The following is a 13,631-nucleotide window of genomic DNA, read 5'->3' on the forward strand; positions in this document are numbered from 1 at the left end:
CGCCTCCCCCGTCATGACAGCCCCACCCCGGGAACGGGCCAGCGAACTGCGTGCTCTGCTCAACCGGGCTGCCCACGCCTATTACGTGCTGGATGCTCCAGTCATGGAGGATCCGGTCTATGACCGTCTCTACCGTGAACTGGCAGACCTGGAGGCTGCCGATCCTGAGCTGATCAGCGCCGACAGTCCGACCCAAAGAGTCGGAGGGTCCCCCGCTGAGGGATTCACGAGCGTGCGCCATCGCATCGGCCTGCTCAGCCTCGACAACGCCTTCAACATCGAGGAGCTCCAGGCCTGGCATGGCCGACTGCTGCGGGCTCTCGATCGGGAGCCGAACCAAGGCGAGCCTCTGCCAGCCCTGGCGATGGTGGGCGAGCTGAAGATTGACGGGAATGCCCTCGCGCTCAGCTATGAGCACGGCGTGCTGGTGCGAGCCGCCACCCGCGGCGATGGCGAACAGGGGGAGGAGATCACCGCCAATGTGCGCACCATCGCGTCCGTGCCCCTGCGTCTGCAACTGGAACAGCCCCCCGCATGGCTGGAGGTGCGGGGCGAAGCGTTCATTCCCGATGGCACCTTTGATGCCATCAACCGTGCGCGACAGCAGCGGGGCGAAGCCCTATTTGCCAACCCCCGAAACGCCTGCGCCGGGACCCTGCGCCAGCTCGATCCAAAGGTGGTGGCCGCCCGCAGACTTGATTTCTTCGCTTACACCCTCCACCTACCGGAAGGCTGGCAGGGCCATGGGAGCGACCCGCCACTGCCTGCCACTCAGTGGGAGTCATTGCTGTGGTTAAAAGCCGCCGGCTTCAAGGTCAATCCCAATGCCGAACTACTCCCCGACTTGGCGGCGGTCGAGACGTTCTTCGCTGCCTGGGACAGCCAACGCCACGAGCTCGATTACGCCACCGACGGGGTCGTGGTGAAACTCAACGACCTTCGCCTGCAGGACGCCGCCGGCTTCACCCAGAAGGCACCCCGCTGGGCCATCGCCCTGAAATACGCCGCAGAGGAGGCACCCAGCAAGTTGCTGAGGATTACCTGCCAGGTGGGACGCACTGGGGTGGTGACACCCGTGGCCGAATTCGAACCCGTGCCCCTAGCCGGCACGGTTGTGAGCAGAGCCACCCTGCACAACGCCAATCGGCTGGCGGAGCTCGATCTGCATGGCGGCGACACCATCGTGGTGCGCAAGGCAGGGGAAATCATTCCCGAGGTCGTGCGGGTCCTCACAGAACTACGCCCCGCCGGCAGCCAGTCACTCGCCCTGCCCCACAGCTGTCCTGAATGCAGCTCCGAGTTGGTGCGGGAAGAAGGCGAAGCGGCCACCCGCTGCGTCAACAGCAGCTGCCCGGCGATCCTGCGCGGGGCGCTACGCCACTGGGTCAGCAAGGGCGCGCTGGACGTCGATGGACTGGGCAGCAAGCTGATCGAACAGCTTGTCGACCGGGGCCTGGTGCGCTCCATCGCTGATCTCTACAGGCTCGATGCCGCCCTGCTGGGAAGCCTGGAGCGGATGGGCAGCAAAAGCGCCACGAATCTGCTGACCGCCCTCGAGGCCTCCAAGAACCAACCATGGCATCGACAGCTCTATGGATTGGGAATCCACCATGTGGGCGAGGTGAATGCCAAAGCGCTGGCGGCCAGCTTCACGACTGTGGAGACGCTGGCCCGCGCGGCAGCCGAGCAATCGGACGCGTTGACAGCCGTCCAGGGCATCGGCGGTGAAATCGCCCAGAGCCTGCAGCAGTGGTTCGCCACCAGCGCCAACCAGGAGTTGCTGAACGGCCTGCAGGCCATGGGCTTGAGCCTGGCGGCATCCGAGCAGGAACTGGCCGGAGCGGCCGCCAGGGAGCGCGATGGCCACCTCAACGGTCAGACCTTTGTGCTCACCGGCACTCTTCCCAACCTCAGCCGCTCCCAGGCCCAGGCCTTGATCGAAGCAGCAGGGGGCAAAGTCAGCGGGTCGGTGAGCAAGAAAACCCACTACCTGGTGGCTGGTGAAGAGGCGGGTAGCAAGCTGACCAAGGCCGAGGCCCTAGGGGTGCCGGTGCTGGATGAGGCAAGCCTGCAGCAGCTGCTGGCAGCCAATGGACCGAGCGATCATTCTTCCTCAAGAGCATCGAAGCAACTGGAATGACACCAACAGCCTTCCGCTGGATCAAAAGCGACTGCGGAAGGGCCAAATATGCCGATCTGGCAGGCCGCCGCGGTGCCATCGCACGACTGCGACTGGGCTGGTTCATCCTTATTGCCGCCCTTCGCGACTGGCGCCTGCCCGATCCTGATCAGACCTCAGGATCCTGATCAAGGCCAGGGCCCTCCTGCAGCGCCCGCCGGGCGGCACGACCCACGAACCACACCACGGCGATGGTGGCGAGCACACCGACAACCCGTAACCACCAGGCCCCTGGCGAGGCATCACCGGCCAACACCTCCCCAAAACGGGCGGCATCACCGGCCAAGGCACCAAGGGCACAAAACATCACCGTACCGGGAAGAATTCCGATCAAGCCAATGGTGTAATCGCGCAGCGACACTTCACTGAGGCCATAAGCCAAGTTGAGCAGCGAGAAGGGGAAGGCGGGCGAGAGTCGGGTGAGCAGCACCAACTTCAGGCCCTCGCGACTCACAGCACGCTCCACAGCCTGCAGCTTCGGCAAACTCGCCAATCGCTGCTGCGCCCATCCGCGCAGCCAGGTTCTCCCCAGCAGAAACGCCGCTTCAGCGCCGAGGCAGGCGCCCACGAAAACGATCAAGCTGCCCCACCAGGTTCCATACAGAGCTCCCGCGAGCATCGAGGCCCACACCCCCGGGAGCAGCAACGTCACCCAGAGGGCGTAGAGGGGGATGAACAACAGGGCCCCCAGCGGAGACTGCAGGGCGGGAAGCCAACCCTGCCAATCAAGGAGCACGCCCAGAGCCGCCAGCATCAACCAAGATCCTGCAGGCGACGGCGGGCCAACTCCGCTTGCGCTTCCGCTTCCGCAAGGTTGGCCTTGCATTCCGCCACCACCTCGGGCGGCGCCTTGTCCGCAAAGTTGGGATTGCTGAGGCGACCAGCCAAGCCTTTGATCTCCTTCTCCGCCTTCGCGATGTCTTTCTCCAGGCGCGCCTTGAGCGCCTCGAGGTCGACCAGGCCCTCAATCGGCAACAGCACCTGCAGTTCGCCGCTCACGCCAGCGAGCGCTTTCGCCACCGGTGCTGCTTCAGCCTGCTCAGCAGTCATCACCTCGACGGTCTCCGCGCGCGTGAGTGCACGGATGTCAGCACTACCCTGCTGCAGCACAGCCGTCAGAGCATCACGACCGGTCACGAAACGCACCGGCACCGTCTGGGATGGCTTCAAGCCGGCCACAGCACGCAGATTGCGCACGACTCGGATGGCCGCGATGAGTTCAGCAAACGACGACTCGAGCTCGTCATCCAAAGCCTCCATATCGACAGCGGGCCAGGATTGCAAGGCCAAGACCGTTGTCTCCGGTTGAGCAGTGACGCTATGCCAGAGCTCCTCGGTGAGATGGGGCATCAAGGGATGCAGGAACAGATGCATTTGACTGATCACCTTGGCCAGCACCTGCTTGGCGGTTCGCTGATCGGCCAGTGCCTCGGCTGAGGGGTTCTCGCCCGGATTGAGCCGACGCTTGCTCAACTCCAGATACCAGTCGCAGACATCGTTCCAGGCGAATTCATAGAGACCCTTGGCTGCTTCGCCAAGGCCGTAGCTGCCGTAGCGCTCGGCAGTTTCCCTGTTCACCCGTGCCAAGCGCGACAGAATCCAACGGTCGGCCAGCTGCAGGGCAGCGGGATCGGGCTCCCCGAGCTCAGCTGGCGTCGCACCATCCAGGTTCATCAGCGCAAATCGCGTGGCGTTCCAAAGCTTGTTGGCGAAGTTGCGCGCTGCCTCCACCGTGGCGGAGGTATCGGATTTGCGGTCGTAATCGAGGCGGATGTCCTGACCAGCACCGGCGACCTCCCGCACCAAAGCGAAACGCAGGGCATCGGTGCCGTAGCGATCGATCAGCAGCAGCGGATCGATGCCGTTGCCCGCGCTCTTGCTCATCTTGCGGTTCTGTTCATCCCGCACCAGACCGTGGATGTAGACCTCCTTGAAGGGCATCTCGCCGGTGAAAGCGCCGGCCATCATCGTCATCCGGGCCACCCAGAAAAAGATGATGTCGAAGCCCGTCACCAGGGTGCTGGTGGGATACCAGCGCTGCAGGTCAGCACTGCCTGTATCGGGCCAGCCCAGGGTCGAGAAAGGCCAGAGACCGCTGGAGAACCAGGTGTCGAGCACATCTTCGTCCTGCTCGATCTCCGCAGCAGGGCCGTACTCCGCTTTGGCCTTCTCCAGGGCTTCGGCTTCGTTGCGGGCCACCACGTAGGGCGTGGTGTCGGTGTACTGGCCACCAGTTTCGCTGATCACGAACCAGGCGGGGATGCGATGGCCCCACCACAGCTGGCGGCTGATGCACCAGTCGCGGATATCGGTGAGCCAGTCGCGATAGACCTTCTCCCAACGCTCGGGGATGAAGCGGGGATCCTGCTTCTCGAGAGCTTCGCGGCAGCGGGCCGCCATTGGTTCAGTTTTGACAAACCACTGGGTGGAGAGCAACGGCTCCACCGGCACCTTGCCTCGGTCGGAATAGGGAACGCTGTGGCGGTAGTCCTCCACCTTCACCAGCAGCCCTAGCGCGTCGAGCCCTGCCACCACTGCCTTGCGGGCCTCGAAGCGATCCAGCCCCTCAAACTGGCCGGCTTCGGCATTCATCGTGCCGTTCTTGCGCATCACGGTGATCTGGGGCAACCCGTGGCGCTGGCCGATCGCAAAATCATTGGGGTCGTGGGCCGGCGTCACCTTCACGCAACCGGTGCCGAAATCCTTCTCCACGTGATCGTCCGCCACGATCGGAATCTCCCGACCCACAAACGGCAGGGTGAGGGTCTGGCCCACCAGATGGGCGTAGCGCTCATCGGTGGGGTTCACCGCCACAGCCGTATCACCGAGCATCGTTTCGGGGCGGGTGGTGGCGACCTCCAGGTGTCCCTCACCACTGCTGAGCGGATAGCGGAAATGCCAGAGGTGACCATCGACCTCTTTCATCTCCACCTCCAGGTCACTCACCGCCGAACCGGAGGCGGGGCACCAATTCACTAAGTACTCACCGCGATAAATCAACCCCTGCTCATGCAGTCGAACGAAGGCCTCCTTCACGGCCTCACTCAGCCCCTCATCGAGGGTGAAGCGCTGACGCTTCCAATCCACCGAGTACCCCAGCCGCCGCAGCTGCCCAACAATCCGTCCACCGCTCTCGGCCTTCCACTGCCAGGCCCGCTCTAGGAAGGCTTCCCGACCCAGGTCGTGTCGGGTCTTGCCCTCCTCCTTGAGCTGCTTCTCCAGAATCGTTTGCACCGCAATGGAGGCGTGGTCGGTGCCGGGCAAGCAGAGCACGTTTTTGCCCGCCAACCGCTGATACCGCACGATCGTGTCGATCAAGGCCGTGTTGAAGGCGTGGCCCATGTGCAGGCTGCCGGTCACATTCGGCGGTGGAATCACCACCGAGAAGGGCTCGCCCTCGGCGCCAGGATCGGGATGAAACGCCCCCTGCTCCTCCCAGGCCTGCTGCCAGCGCGCTTCGGTGCCCACTGGGTCATAGGTCTTGGCGAGCTCAGACACAGCGAACAGGCAATACAGAGGCGCCATGCTCGCAAAGGGGCGTCACCCTTGAACCAGCAAGGAGGCTTGAGTCGTCAGCCAAGGCCTAGCCCTGGGCCAGTCGCTCCAGATACCCCGACCTTGCCCCAGCATTGATCCAGCCTGTAGCAATCGTCTTGCTAGCGGTGTGATTCACCCGCCCGCGATGGATGTGGGAAGGACCTGCGGGAAAGATCAGCAACTTGCCGCGCTCGGCAGGTTCGTGGTGCCCCTGCCAGTGGAACTCCGTCCCGGCATCCGTCACCGTGTCGCAGTAAAGAATCCAGGCCAGCACCCGATGGACTGGCTCGGTGGCCTCATCGCTGATCGTCCAGTCGCAGTGCCACTGCTTGAACCCCTCTCCCGGCGCATAGCGCTGAAGATTGAAGATCGGCAAAACAAACAGCTCTTGATCGGGGCAGACCTGCTGGAAGAGGGGTCGCTCCTGCAGATAGCGCTCCAAGCCAGCGCTGACGCCCCGCAGAATCACCTCAGCAAGGGCAAAAGCCTCGGGGTCACTGCGATCGATGGCCACCAGGCTGATGTCAGTGCTGAGCTTGGCGGGTTCAGAGGGATCGGCTGACCCGAAGGCCACTCCGGGCCGATGCAGATCAGTGCGCCGCTCAAAGAACGTCATCACCCCATCAGCCACGGCCTCATAGCCAGGGTTGCTGTAACGCGCGATCAGCTCCATGGAATCGCCACCACCGCATCAAGGGTCTGCCAGCGGGTCTGATCGCTCGTCACCCGGCTCTCAAGACCCACCCGCTTCAGAGCCTGCTCGAGTCGCTCCGGCGAAAGCACAGCCGGATCCTGGGGAGCAAGGGAGAGCAAGAGCACCTGCTGCTCCGCCGGATCGGCAAGCACCTGCAGCTCCAGATCCGTGAGATCCCTCTCGAAGAACAGACGCCGCAACCGGGAGGTGAGCCGAGGCCCGAGGGCCTCGGCGAACTGCTCCAGGGCATCCCTCTCACCGGAGAGACCACAGTTGAGAGCCAACCAAATCAGCAGTTTCGCCCAGCTGTCGACAGTCCAGAGGGGCTGGAAGCTGTCTCGATGCTGGCGGATCAGCTCGGCCAGGGCGAAATCCACCAGGGTGCCCTGCAACTGGGCCGCAGAAGGGAGCAATGGATCGGATCGCTGGCTCATACCTGCCATCCTCTCCTCCGGGGGTCAGACTGGACGTTGAGATGCCCGCCATGGTCATGACCCTGGATCTAAACGATCCCGAACTCGAGTTCTCGGACCTCGTCTACGCCTACCAAAGCTGGGTGATGGCGGTGATCAACGATGAAAAACTGGACAGTGAGGACAAGCTTCTCAGTGACGAGATCACCGAGGATGCCCTCAACGCGATGCGCTTTCTCCCCGGCGAAGTCACCAGCGCGATCGAAACCAGCCTGGCTCGGGTCTACGACGTCGATGCTGATGAACTAGCGGCTCTGCTCTTCCCAGAAGACTGAGCAGCAGACAATCCAGGCACAGGATGGCCAGCCAGATCACATCGGTGAATGCCCGCCAGCGAAGGCTGCTGGAGGAACTTGAGCGCTGTGGTGACGAGATGAGTGGCCAGCAGCTCCATCGCGCCATCCAGGCCGGAGAGCGGCCCATGGGCCTGGCCACGGTCTACCGCCATCTGCGCCTGCTACAGCAACAGGGGCTGGTGCGCTGCCGGCACCTGCCGACTGGCGAGGCGTTGTATGCCCCTTTAACCAGAGATCGTCACCATCTGACCTGCGTGGACTGCGGCCGCACCAGCGCCCTCAGCCACTGCCCAATCCATGGCCTGACGGTGCCGGCCGAGGAAAGCCAAGGTTTCGAGCTGCTGTTTCACACCCTGGAGTTCTTTGGGCTCTGTGCCAGCTGCCGGGAACAACAGAGGCAGCCTTGACGTTTGGAATGGGCGATACCGGGATCGAACCAGTGACAATCTGCTTGTAAGGCAGGTGCTCTACCGCTGAGCTAATCGCCCGTGCTGCTGATTGTGCCTGAAGGCGGCAGGCTTGGTCCAACGCTTCGATGCGACGCGATGGCCTCCGGGCGGGACCACGACCGCGCCACCAGCCTCTGGGCCCTGCCCATGGCCGGCCTGCTCGCCATGCTGCTGGGTGGTTGGGCCGGTGCCCTAGGGGGCCTGGCCTTCCTCATGGGTGGCCTTTGGCTGTCACCGGATCTCGACACCCACTCCCGCGCCCTCAATCGCTGGGGCCCATTGCGCTGGATCTGGTGGCCCTACCGGCGTCTGCTCCCCCACCGTTCGCTCTTCTCCCATGGGCCTGTGATCGGCATGGCCCTGCGTCTGGGCTGGCTCCTGATCCTGCTGCTGCTGGTCTGGCAAGCCCTGGCCTGGTTGCCACTGGCATGGGTTCCCAACATTCAGGAGGGACTGCCCTGGCTGCTGCAGCAACTGGTGGGACAACCCAACGCTCTTCTGGCCGTGCTGCTGGGCCTTGAGGCCAGTGTGTGGCTACACCTCATCCTCGACGGCGATCCGCTGCCGGCGGAGTGGCGCGCCAGACGACGCCGGTGAGAGGGTGGCGGCAACTCGCTGCCGCCGAGATGGCCGACCCTCAGACCCAGCCGCCGCACCACCCCGATCCAATCCGCCAGCTGGAGGCTGTGGTAGCCAGGCTGCGTGATCCTGCAGGTGGTTGCCCGTGGGATCTCGAGCAGACCCATGCCTCCCTCGTGCCCTATGTGCTGGAAGAGGCTCACGAGGTGGCTGACGCAATCCGCCACGGGGATGACCGTCATCTCAAAGAGGAGCTTGGCGATCTGCTGCTGCAGGTGATGCTGCATGCCCGGATTGCGCAGGAAGAACAGCGTTTCGATCTCAATGCGATCGCCGAAAGCATCAGCGACAAATTGATCCGACGCCATCCCCACGTGTTCGCCGGCGCTGAGGCGGCCGACAGCGCTGCGGTGAAGGCAACCTGGGACGCGATCAAGGCTGCAGAGCGGGCCGAGCAAACGGCAGATGGGGCTCCTTCCAGAAGTCCCCTGAGCGACCAGCTGGCTGGCAAGGTGCGGGGCCAGCCGGCAATGGCCGGCGCCATGACCATCTCCAAGAAAGCCGCCAAGGCCGGTTTCGAATGGGATGACCTGGCCGGGGTGTGGGACAAGGTGCATGAGGAGCTCAATGAGCTCAAGGAGGCGGTCGCCTCAGGAAACAGGGCCCATGCCCAGGAGGAACTGGGTGATGTGTTGTTCACCCTTGTGAACGTGGCCCGCTGGTGCGGCATTGATCCGGAGGCCGGCCTAGCGGGAACGAACCGGCGCTTTCTGGACCGCTTCTCCCGGGTGGAAGCCGCCCTGGGCGGAGACCTGCAAGGACGCGGCATCCAGGAACTGGAACGGCTCTGGCAGCAAGCCAAGGCCCAGATCAGAGCAGAAGCAAACTCTCCAGCCAGCTGAAAGCAGCCCTGAGACGCTGAGCGTCAGCTCATCGTGCCTTCCGTGCTGCCCCAGAGTTGACGCTTGGCGGCATCGGCCTTGCGAATGCAGACCTTCGCCTCACCGCGCGTCAGGCAGACCCGGGCCCGTTCCTCGAGCTGCATCAACTCCACCAACTGGGTTAATGCCCCTCGGCTTTGTGGATGCTTCATGTCGACCTCCACAGTCTTTCCCTTTACTTAACTGCTGCTTAACCTTTAAGTCAACTGGGCTCAGCTTTCTTAATCATCCAGCGATGGTTTGCCCTGACGCCGCCGCTTGAGGGCGCTACGCCGCCCCTTGGCCTCGAGGCTCCGCCGCACCGCACCCCGCCCGGGACGGGTGGCACGCCGCTCTGGTGGGGGTGCTTTCAATCCCTCCCTGAGCAGATCCCCCAAGCGCACAAGCGCCAACTGACGGTTCTGCCACTGGGAGCGCTCTTCCGCCACCACCACCCGCAGACAGGTGCCATCAAGTCGAGTGCTCAGACGCTCCTTCAAGCGCGCCCGACGAAACGGACCAAGGGCCGACGACCGCTCCAGATCAAACACCAGCTCAACCCTGGAATCGGTGGTGTTCACCCCCTGGCCACCAGGACCAGAGGCACGAGAAAACCGCCACTGAAGCTCAGCGGCCGGGATCACCAGGCGATCGTTGACGATGCAGTGCAGAACTGACAAGAGGCCTCCCGCCGGTTTTAGCTGGAGAGAACCGTTTGCCACCCCTGCGATGAACCACGATGCTGCGGCATCCACCTCCGGCTGGATCGACGAACCCCATCAGGGGGTGCGTTACGGCCTGGCCGGGCGCGTGATCGCCGAGGAGCAATCACCGTTCCAACGGGTCACGATCATTGAGAGCGAGCGCTACGGCAAAGGCCTGCTACTCGATGGTTGCTGGATGACAGCCGAACGCCAGGAGCGGCATTACCACGAATCGATCGTGCATCCAGCCCTTTGCAGCGCCGCACAGATTGAGCGAGTGCTGGTGATTGGCGGCGGCGATGGCGGCACCGCCCGCGAGTGTCTGCGCCATGCGGGCGTGCAGCACCTCGACATGGTGGAAATCGATGGGCTGGTGGTGGAGTGGAGCCAGCAGCACCTACCGAGCATCGGCGGTGGCTGCTGGAGCGATCCGCGCTTCCACCTCACCGTGGGGGATGGCATCGCCTGGGCCGCGAATGCCTCCGACGCCAGCTACGACGTGGTGATCGTTGATGGATCCGATCCCGCTGGCCCAGCCGAAGGATTGTTCAACCGCGCCTTCTTCGAGCAGTGCCGCCGCATCCTGAAACCGGGCGGTGTGTTTGCCACCCAGAGCGAATCACCCGAAGCGTTCCGGCAGGTGCACATCGACACCGTGAAGGTGATCCGCGAGGTGTTCGGCCACGCGGATCCGATGTATGGATGGGTGCCGATGTACCCCAGCGGCTGGTGGAGCTGGACCTTTGCCGCCACCGACAGCCCGCGTTACCGACGGCCCGACCCAGTGCGGGCCGCCGCCGTCGCCGAGGGCTGTGAGATCTGGAGCCCTCGCTGGCAATGCGGTGCCTTTGATGCCGTGCCTGCCTTTGTTCAACGGGAGCTGGCTTGATGGACACGACCACCATCAACACCCAACTGGTCAACACCGATCTGTTTGACACCGATGGAGCCATCTACATGGGCAGCCAGCGGGACCCTGCCGGCTGCCGAGTGGGGCTGTTCGGCGTCCCCTACGACGGCACGACCTCCTTTCGCCCCGGAACCCGATTCGGACCGGGGGCCATCCGGGAGGTAAGCAACGGTCTCGAGACCTATTGCCCCCAGCTGGACCAAGACCTGGAGGACCTGAACTTCGCGGACCTCGGCGCCGTGGACATCCCCTTCGGAGCACCTGAACCCGTGGTGACCGCGGTGAAACAGGCCACCGAAACCGTACTGGCCCTTGGCCTGAAGCCACTGATGCTGGGCGGCGAACACTCGATCAGCTCCGGAGCAGTCGCAGCCGTGGCGGCACGACACCCCGACCTGGTGCTGGTCCAGCTCGACGCCCACGCCGACTTGCGCCATGAATGGCTTGGGGCCAGCCACAGCCACGCCTGCGCCATGCGCCGCTGCCTGGAGGTGCTGCCCAGCCAACAGCTGCTGCAGATCGCCATTCGCAGCGGCACCCGGGAAGAATTTTCAGAACTGCGCAACACAGGCCGTCTGGTGGCGATTGAACGAATGACCGACGCCCTGAAGCCACTGCGGGGCCAACCGATGTATCTCACGGTTGATCTGGATTGGTTTGACCCGGCCGTCATGGCCGGCACCGGCACCCCGGAACCAGGCGGATTCCTTTGGGGCGACTTCGCAACCCTCGTGGATGAATTACGCCACCATCAGCTCGTCGCCGCCGACGTGGTGGAACTGGCTCCGCAGTTGGATCCTTCAGGCGTGAGCAGCGTGCTGGCCAGCAAAGTGACCCGCAGCCTTCTGATGCTGCTGCATCAATAGAAATGGCAGGCATCCAGCCGCTGCTCCCGCAGTCGGCTGTGCTGCCGCTCCAGCAGGCTCAGCACCATGGTCGGGTGGCGGTGGACCAGCTCCAAAAAGCTGATGCGAGGCAGACGCACGAAGGCCACCGGCGTCAAGGCCCGGGCATCACGGCTGTGATGCAGACGGTTTCCTGACAGGTCTTCATAGAAGAACACCTCCCCGGCGCCGTAACGAAGCCGGCCGGCACCCGGGGCAGACAACTCAACCAGCCCCCGCTCAAGGGCATAGATGGCCTGCACGGGCTCGGAACGTCGGAACAGGATCGCGCCCGTCGGCACCGTGTGCTGATCGGCGTGGGCGTGTTCTGCAATCAACTCCACCGGCGAAGGCAAAGGGCTGGTGGTAATCAAGGCAGAGGGTTCCCCCACGTGTTCCATCAGGCAATGCTCACGGATGAGATCGGAAAAAGAGGTTGCTCAGATCACAGAATAGAAATCCAAGCTCGATCTTCAGCTTTTCTTCTGTTTTTAGCTCAACCCTCACCCGCTGCCGCCAGGGGCAGGGAGCGTTCTTGCAGTTCCAACTGAACGTCTGACCGAGCGACTGCTTGCTCCATCGCCACGAGCCGAGGCAACGACGGTGGGCGGGCGGTCCAGTGATGACACCAGGCCACCCGAGCGAGATCCGCATGAACCGGCAGGCGGCGCAGGCAACACCAGCCGCCATCTGCAGCCGCAGCGGCACCTGCAGTGCAGTGAAGACAGGTGTGGCAGCAAACGTCTGCCAAACGCAAAACCCGGAGAGCGCCAAGCGTAAGGACGGTTGAAAAAGCGAACCACCTCCGCAAGCAAATCTGCGGCTTTGCTTCCAATTACGGTGCGGAGGGCGATCACCTTCGCCGAGAATGCAGATCTCGTGCCCTCGGTGAGTGATGGAGCTGAAACGCACCCCCCTGCACGATCTCTGCCAAGAAGCAGGAGGCCGCATGGTGCCTTTCGCCGGCTGGGAGATGGCCGTGCAGTACTCAGGGCTCGTGGCCGAACACACCGCGGTGCGTCAGGCGGTGGGCATGTTCGACATCTCCCACATGGGAGTGCTGCGCTTCAGCGGGCCTAACCCCAAAGACGCCCTTCAGCAGCTGGTGCCCACCGATCTTCACCGCATCGGACCTGGCCAGGCCTCCTACACGGTGTTGCTCAATCACAACGGCGGCATCCTGGACGACCTGATCGTCTACGACCTCGACGACAGCACGGTGCTGGCGGTGATCAACGCCGCCTGTGCCGAAACCGATCGCGCCTGGTTGGCACAGCAACTCAGCAGCAGCTCCATCAGCATCAGCGACGCCAAAGGCGATGGTGTGTTGCTGGCACTTCAGGGCCCAGAGGCCCAGGCCGTTCTGGAAGAACTCAGCAGCACATCGCTGCAGGAATTGCCCCGCTTCGGGCACAGGCTGCTCGCCCTGCCAGGGCTGAATGTGGAGGCCCTGGTGGCGCGCACCGGCTACACAGGCGAAGACGGCTTTGAATTGCTGCTGCCCCGTGACGCGGGCCGGGCACTCTGGAAACACTTACTGCAGCAAGGCGTGACCCCCTGTGGCCTCGGCGCCCGGGACAGCCTTCGCCTTGAGGCGGCGATGCACCTCTACGGCCAAGATATGGATGTCAGCACGACCCCCCTCGAAGCCGGTCTGGGCTGGCTGGTGCACCTGGAGAATCCAGTGGCATTCATCGGCCGGGATGCCCTCGAGCGGGAAGTGGCCTCAGGCAGCCAGCGCAGGCTGGTGGGACTGCGCCTGGAAGGCCGGGCCATTCCCCGCCACGACTACCCGATCCTCAAGGGTGACCAAGTGGTGGGCAAGGTGAGCAGCGGCGGCTGGGCTCCCAGCCTCGAGGCGGGCATCGGCCTGGGCTATGTGCCAACAGCCCTCGCAACGGTGGGCACCCCCCTCAGCGTTGAGATCCGCGGCCAACGCCATCCCGCCACCGTGGTGAAACGCCCCTTCTATCGACGGACCACCTGACGGTGCAGCCTCCTCCCTG

General features: G+C 63.8%; 17 protein-coding genes and 1 tRNA gene. 9 read left to right on the top strand and 9 right to left on the bottom strand.

Translation table 11 applies throughout. From position 1 onward, the window contains the following. Positions 1 to 13: 13 nt before the first annotated feature. Both ligA and CWE16_RS12070 read left to right on the top strand, forming a co-directional pair. Entirely contained in the window at positions 14 to 2,140 is a 2,127-nt protein-coding gene (gene ligA / locus CWE16_RS00920) for an NAD-dependent DNA ligase LigA (protein ID WP_131592254.1), read from the top strand. Continuing rightward, positions 2,137 to 2,307: a hypothetical protein gene (locus tag CWE16_RS12070; RefSeq protein ID WP_164498738.1), complete on the top strand. Its 171-nt coding sequence runs from the start codon at positions 2,137 to 2,139 to the stop codon at positions 2,305 to 2,307. The genes ligA and CWE16_RS12070 overlap by 4 nt, the downstream gene beginning before the upstream one ends. Here the strand turns inward: CWE16_RS12070 and CWE16_RS00925 are convergent. The 4 genes from CWE16_RS00925 to CWE16_RS00940 form a co-directional block, all read right to left on the bottom strand. Further along, positions 2,289 to 2,933 carry a TVP38/TMEM64 family protein gene (locus CWE16_RS00925; protein ID WP_131592256.1) on the bottom strand — a complete coding sequence of 215 codons (645 nt, stop codon included), beginning with the start codon at positions 2,931 to 2,933 and terminating at the stop codon, positions 2,289 to 2,291. The genes CWE16_RS12070 and CWE16_RS00925 overlap by 19 nt on opposite strands. Continuing rightward, positions 2,933 to 5,677: a valine--tRNA ligase gene (locus CWE16_RS00930; RefSeq protein WP_131592953.1), complete on the bottom strand. Its 2,745-nt coding sequence runs from the start codon at positions 5,675 to 5,677 to the stop codon at positions 2,933 to 2,935. The genes CWE16_RS00925 and CWE16_RS00930 overlap by 1 nt, the downstream gene beginning before the upstream one ends. Positions 5,678 to 5,762: 85 nt before the next feature. Then, complete coding sequence (locus tag CWE16_RS00935; protein ID WP_131592258.1) at positions 5,763 to 6,389, bottom strand: 2OG-Fe(II) oxygenase; 627 nt, start codon at positions 6,387 to 6,389, stop codon at positions 5,763 to 5,765. Further along, positions 6,380 to 6,853, bottom strand: a complete 474-nt coding sequence (locus CWE16_RS00940) for a protein phosphatase (RefSeq protein ID WP_443081593.1) — start codon at positions 6,851 to 6,853, stop codon at positions 6,380 to 6,382. The genes CWE16_RS00935 and CWE16_RS00940 overlap by 10 nt, the downstream gene beginning before the upstream one ends. A gap of 47 nt (positions 6,854 to 6,900) precedes the next feature. Here CWE16_RS00940 and CWE16_RS00945 point away from each other — a divergent pair, with 47 nt between their 5' ends. After that, the gene (locus CWE16_RS00945) at positions 6,901 to 7,158 is read left to right on the top strand and encodes a hypothetical protein (protein WP_131455034.1); all 258 of its coding nucleotides are present in this window, start codon (positions 6,901 to 6,903) and stop codon (positions 7,156 to 7,158) included. Between the two features lie 23 nt (positions 7,159 to 7,181). Next, positions 7,182 to 7,586, top strand: a complete 405-nt coding sequence (locus CWE16_RS00950; RefSeq protein WP_131455035.1) for a Fur family transcriptional regulator — start codon at positions 7,182 to 7,184, stop codon at positions 7,584 to 7,586. Between the two features lie 9 nt (positions 7,587 to 7,595). On the opposite strand, the gene CWE16_RS00955 is transcribed toward CWE16_RS00950, so the two are convergent. Next, positions 7,596 to 7,667, bottom strand: a tRNA-Val gene (locus CWE16_RS00955). A 57-nt stretch (positions 7,668 to 7,724) separates the two neighbouring features. On the opposite strand from CWE16_RS00955, the gene CWE16_RS00960 reads away from it, so the two are divergent. Continuing rightward, entirely contained in the window at positions 7,725 to 8,225 is a 501-nt protein-coding gene (locus tag CWE16_RS00960) for a metal-binding protein (RefSeq protein ID WP_131592955.1), read from the top strand. Positions 8,226 to 8,254: 29 nt separating this feature from the next. After that, entirely contained in the window at positions 8,255 to 9,109 is an 855-nt protein-coding gene (gene mazG / locus CWE16_RS00965; protein WP_131592262.1) for a nucleoside triphosphate pyrophosphohydrolase, read from the top strand. Positions 9,110 to 9,132: 23 nt separating this feature from the next. On the opposite strand, the gene CWE16_RS12075 is transcribed toward mazG, so the two are convergent. Continuing rightward, the gene (locus CWE16_RS12075) at positions 9,133 to 9,300 is read right to left on the bottom strand and encodes a hypothetical protein (RefSeq protein ID WP_201737935.1); all 168 of its coding nucleotides are present in this window, start codon (positions 9,298 to 9,300) and stop codon (positions 9,133 to 9,135) included. Between the two features lie 69 nt (positions 9,301 to 9,369). After that, positions 9,370 to 9,807 (bottom strand): alternative ribosome rescue aminoacyl-tRNA hydrolase ArfB, encoded by a 438-nt coding sequence (gene arfB, locus CWE16_RS00970; protein WP_201737936.1) that lies wholly within the window; start codon positions 9,805 to 9,807, stop codon positions 9,370 to 9,372. 49 nt (positions 9,808 to 9,856) lie between these two features. Between arfB and speE the strand changes: the two genes are divergently transcribed. Continuing rightward, a complete protein-coding gene (gene speE, locus CWE16_RS00975; RefSeq protein WP_131455223.1) occupies positions 9,857 to 10,720 on the top strand; it encodes a polyamine aminopropyltransferase in 864 nt (287 codons plus the stop codon). Next, the gene (gene speB, locus CWE16_RS00980; RefSeq protein WP_131592264.1) at positions 10,720 to 11,607 is read left to right on the top strand and encodes an agmatinase; all 888 of its coding nucleotides are present in this window, start codon (positions 10,720 to 10,722) and stop codon (positions 11,605 to 11,607) included. The genes speE and speB overlap by 1 nt, the downstream gene beginning before the upstream one ends. Here the strand turns inward: speB and CWE16_RS00985 are convergent. Together CWE16_RS00985 and CWE16_RS00990 are read right to left on the bottom strand one after the other, a co-directional pair. Next, a complete protein-coding gene (locus CWE16_RS00985) occupies positions 11,601 to 12,017 on the bottom strand; it encodes a Crp/Fnr family transcriptional regulator (RefSeq protein ID WP_236629492.1) in 417 nt (138 codons plus the stop codon). The two genes, speB and CWE16_RS00985, sit on opposite strands and share 7 nt — an antisense overlap. A gap of 104 nt (positions 12,018 to 12,121) precedes the next feature. Beyond that, positions 12,122 to 12,376 carry a metal-binding protein gene (locus tag CWE16_RS00990; RefSeq protein ID WP_131592266.1) on the bottom strand — a complete coding sequence of 85 codons (255 nt, stop codon included), beginning with the start codon at positions 12,374 to 12,376 and terminating at the stop codon, positions 12,122 to 12,124. 144 nt (positions 12,377 to 12,520) lie between these two features. Here CWE16_RS00990 and gcvT point away from each other — a divergent pair, with 144 nt between their 5' ends. Continuing rightward, complete coding sequence (gene gcvT, locus CWE16_RS00995; RefSeq protein ID WP_131592268.1) at positions 12,521 to 13,612, top strand: glycine cleavage system aminomethyltransferase GcvT; 1,092 nt, start codon at positions 12,521 to 12,523, stop codon at positions 13,610 to 13,612. Positions 13,613 to 13,631 lie beyond the last annotated feature (19 nt).

The organism is Synechococcus sp. BS55D (assembly GCF_004332415.1).
Classification (GTDB): domain Bacteria; phylum Cyanobacteriota; class Cyanobacteriia; order PCC-6307; family Cyanobiaceae; genus Synechococcus_C.

Coding starts and splice junctions, on each gene's coding strand:
- ligA (WP_131592254.1), top strand. CDS start 14: ATGACAGCCCCACCCCGGGAACGGGCCAGCGAACTGCGTGCTCTGCTC.
- CWE16_RS12070 (WP_164498738.1), top strand. CDS start 2,137: ATGACACCAACAGCCTTCCGCTGGATCAAAAGCGACTGCGGAAGGGCC.
- CWE16_RS00925 (WP_131592256.1), bottom strand. CDS start 2,933: ATGCTGGCGGCTCTGGGCGTGCTCCTTGATTGGCAGGGTTGGCTTCCC.
- CWE16_RS00935 (WP_131592258.1), bottom strand. CDS start 6,389: ATGGAGCTGATCGCGCGTTACAGCAACCCTGGCTATGAGGCCGTGGCT.
- CWE16_RS00940 (WP_443081593.1), bottom strand. CDS start 6,853: ATGGCAGGTATGAGCCAGCGATCCGATCCATTGCTCCCTTCTGCGGCC.
- CWE16_RS00945 (WP_131455034.1), top strand. CDS start 6,901: ATGACCCTGGATCTAAACGATCCCGAACTCGAGTTCTCGGACCTCGTC.
- CWE16_RS00950 (WP_131455035.1), top strand. CDS start 7,182: ATGGCCAGCCAGATCACATCGGTGAATGCCCGCCAGCGAAGGCTGCTG.
- CWE16_RS00960 (WP_131592955.1), top strand. CDS start 7,725: ATGGCCTCCGGGCGGGACCACGACCGCGCCACCAGCCTCTGGGCCCTG.
- mazG (WP_131592262.1), top strand. CDS start 8,255: ATGGCCGACCCTCAGACCCAGCCGCCGCACCACCCCGATCCAATCCGC.
- CWE16_RS12075 (WP_201737935.1), bottom strand. CDS start 9,300: ATGAAGCATCCACAAAGCCGAGGGGCATTAACCCAGTTGGTGGAGTTG.
- speE (WP_131455223.1), top strand. CDS start 9,857: ATGAACCACGATGCTGCGGCATCCACCTCCGGCTGGATCGACGAACCC.
- speB (WP_131592264.1), top strand. CDS start 10,720: ATGGACACGACCACCATCAACACCCAACTGGTCAACACCGATCTGTTT.
- gcvT (WP_131592268.1), top strand. CDS start 12,521: ATGGAGCTGAAACGCACCCCCCTGCACGATCTCTGCCAAGAAGCAGGA.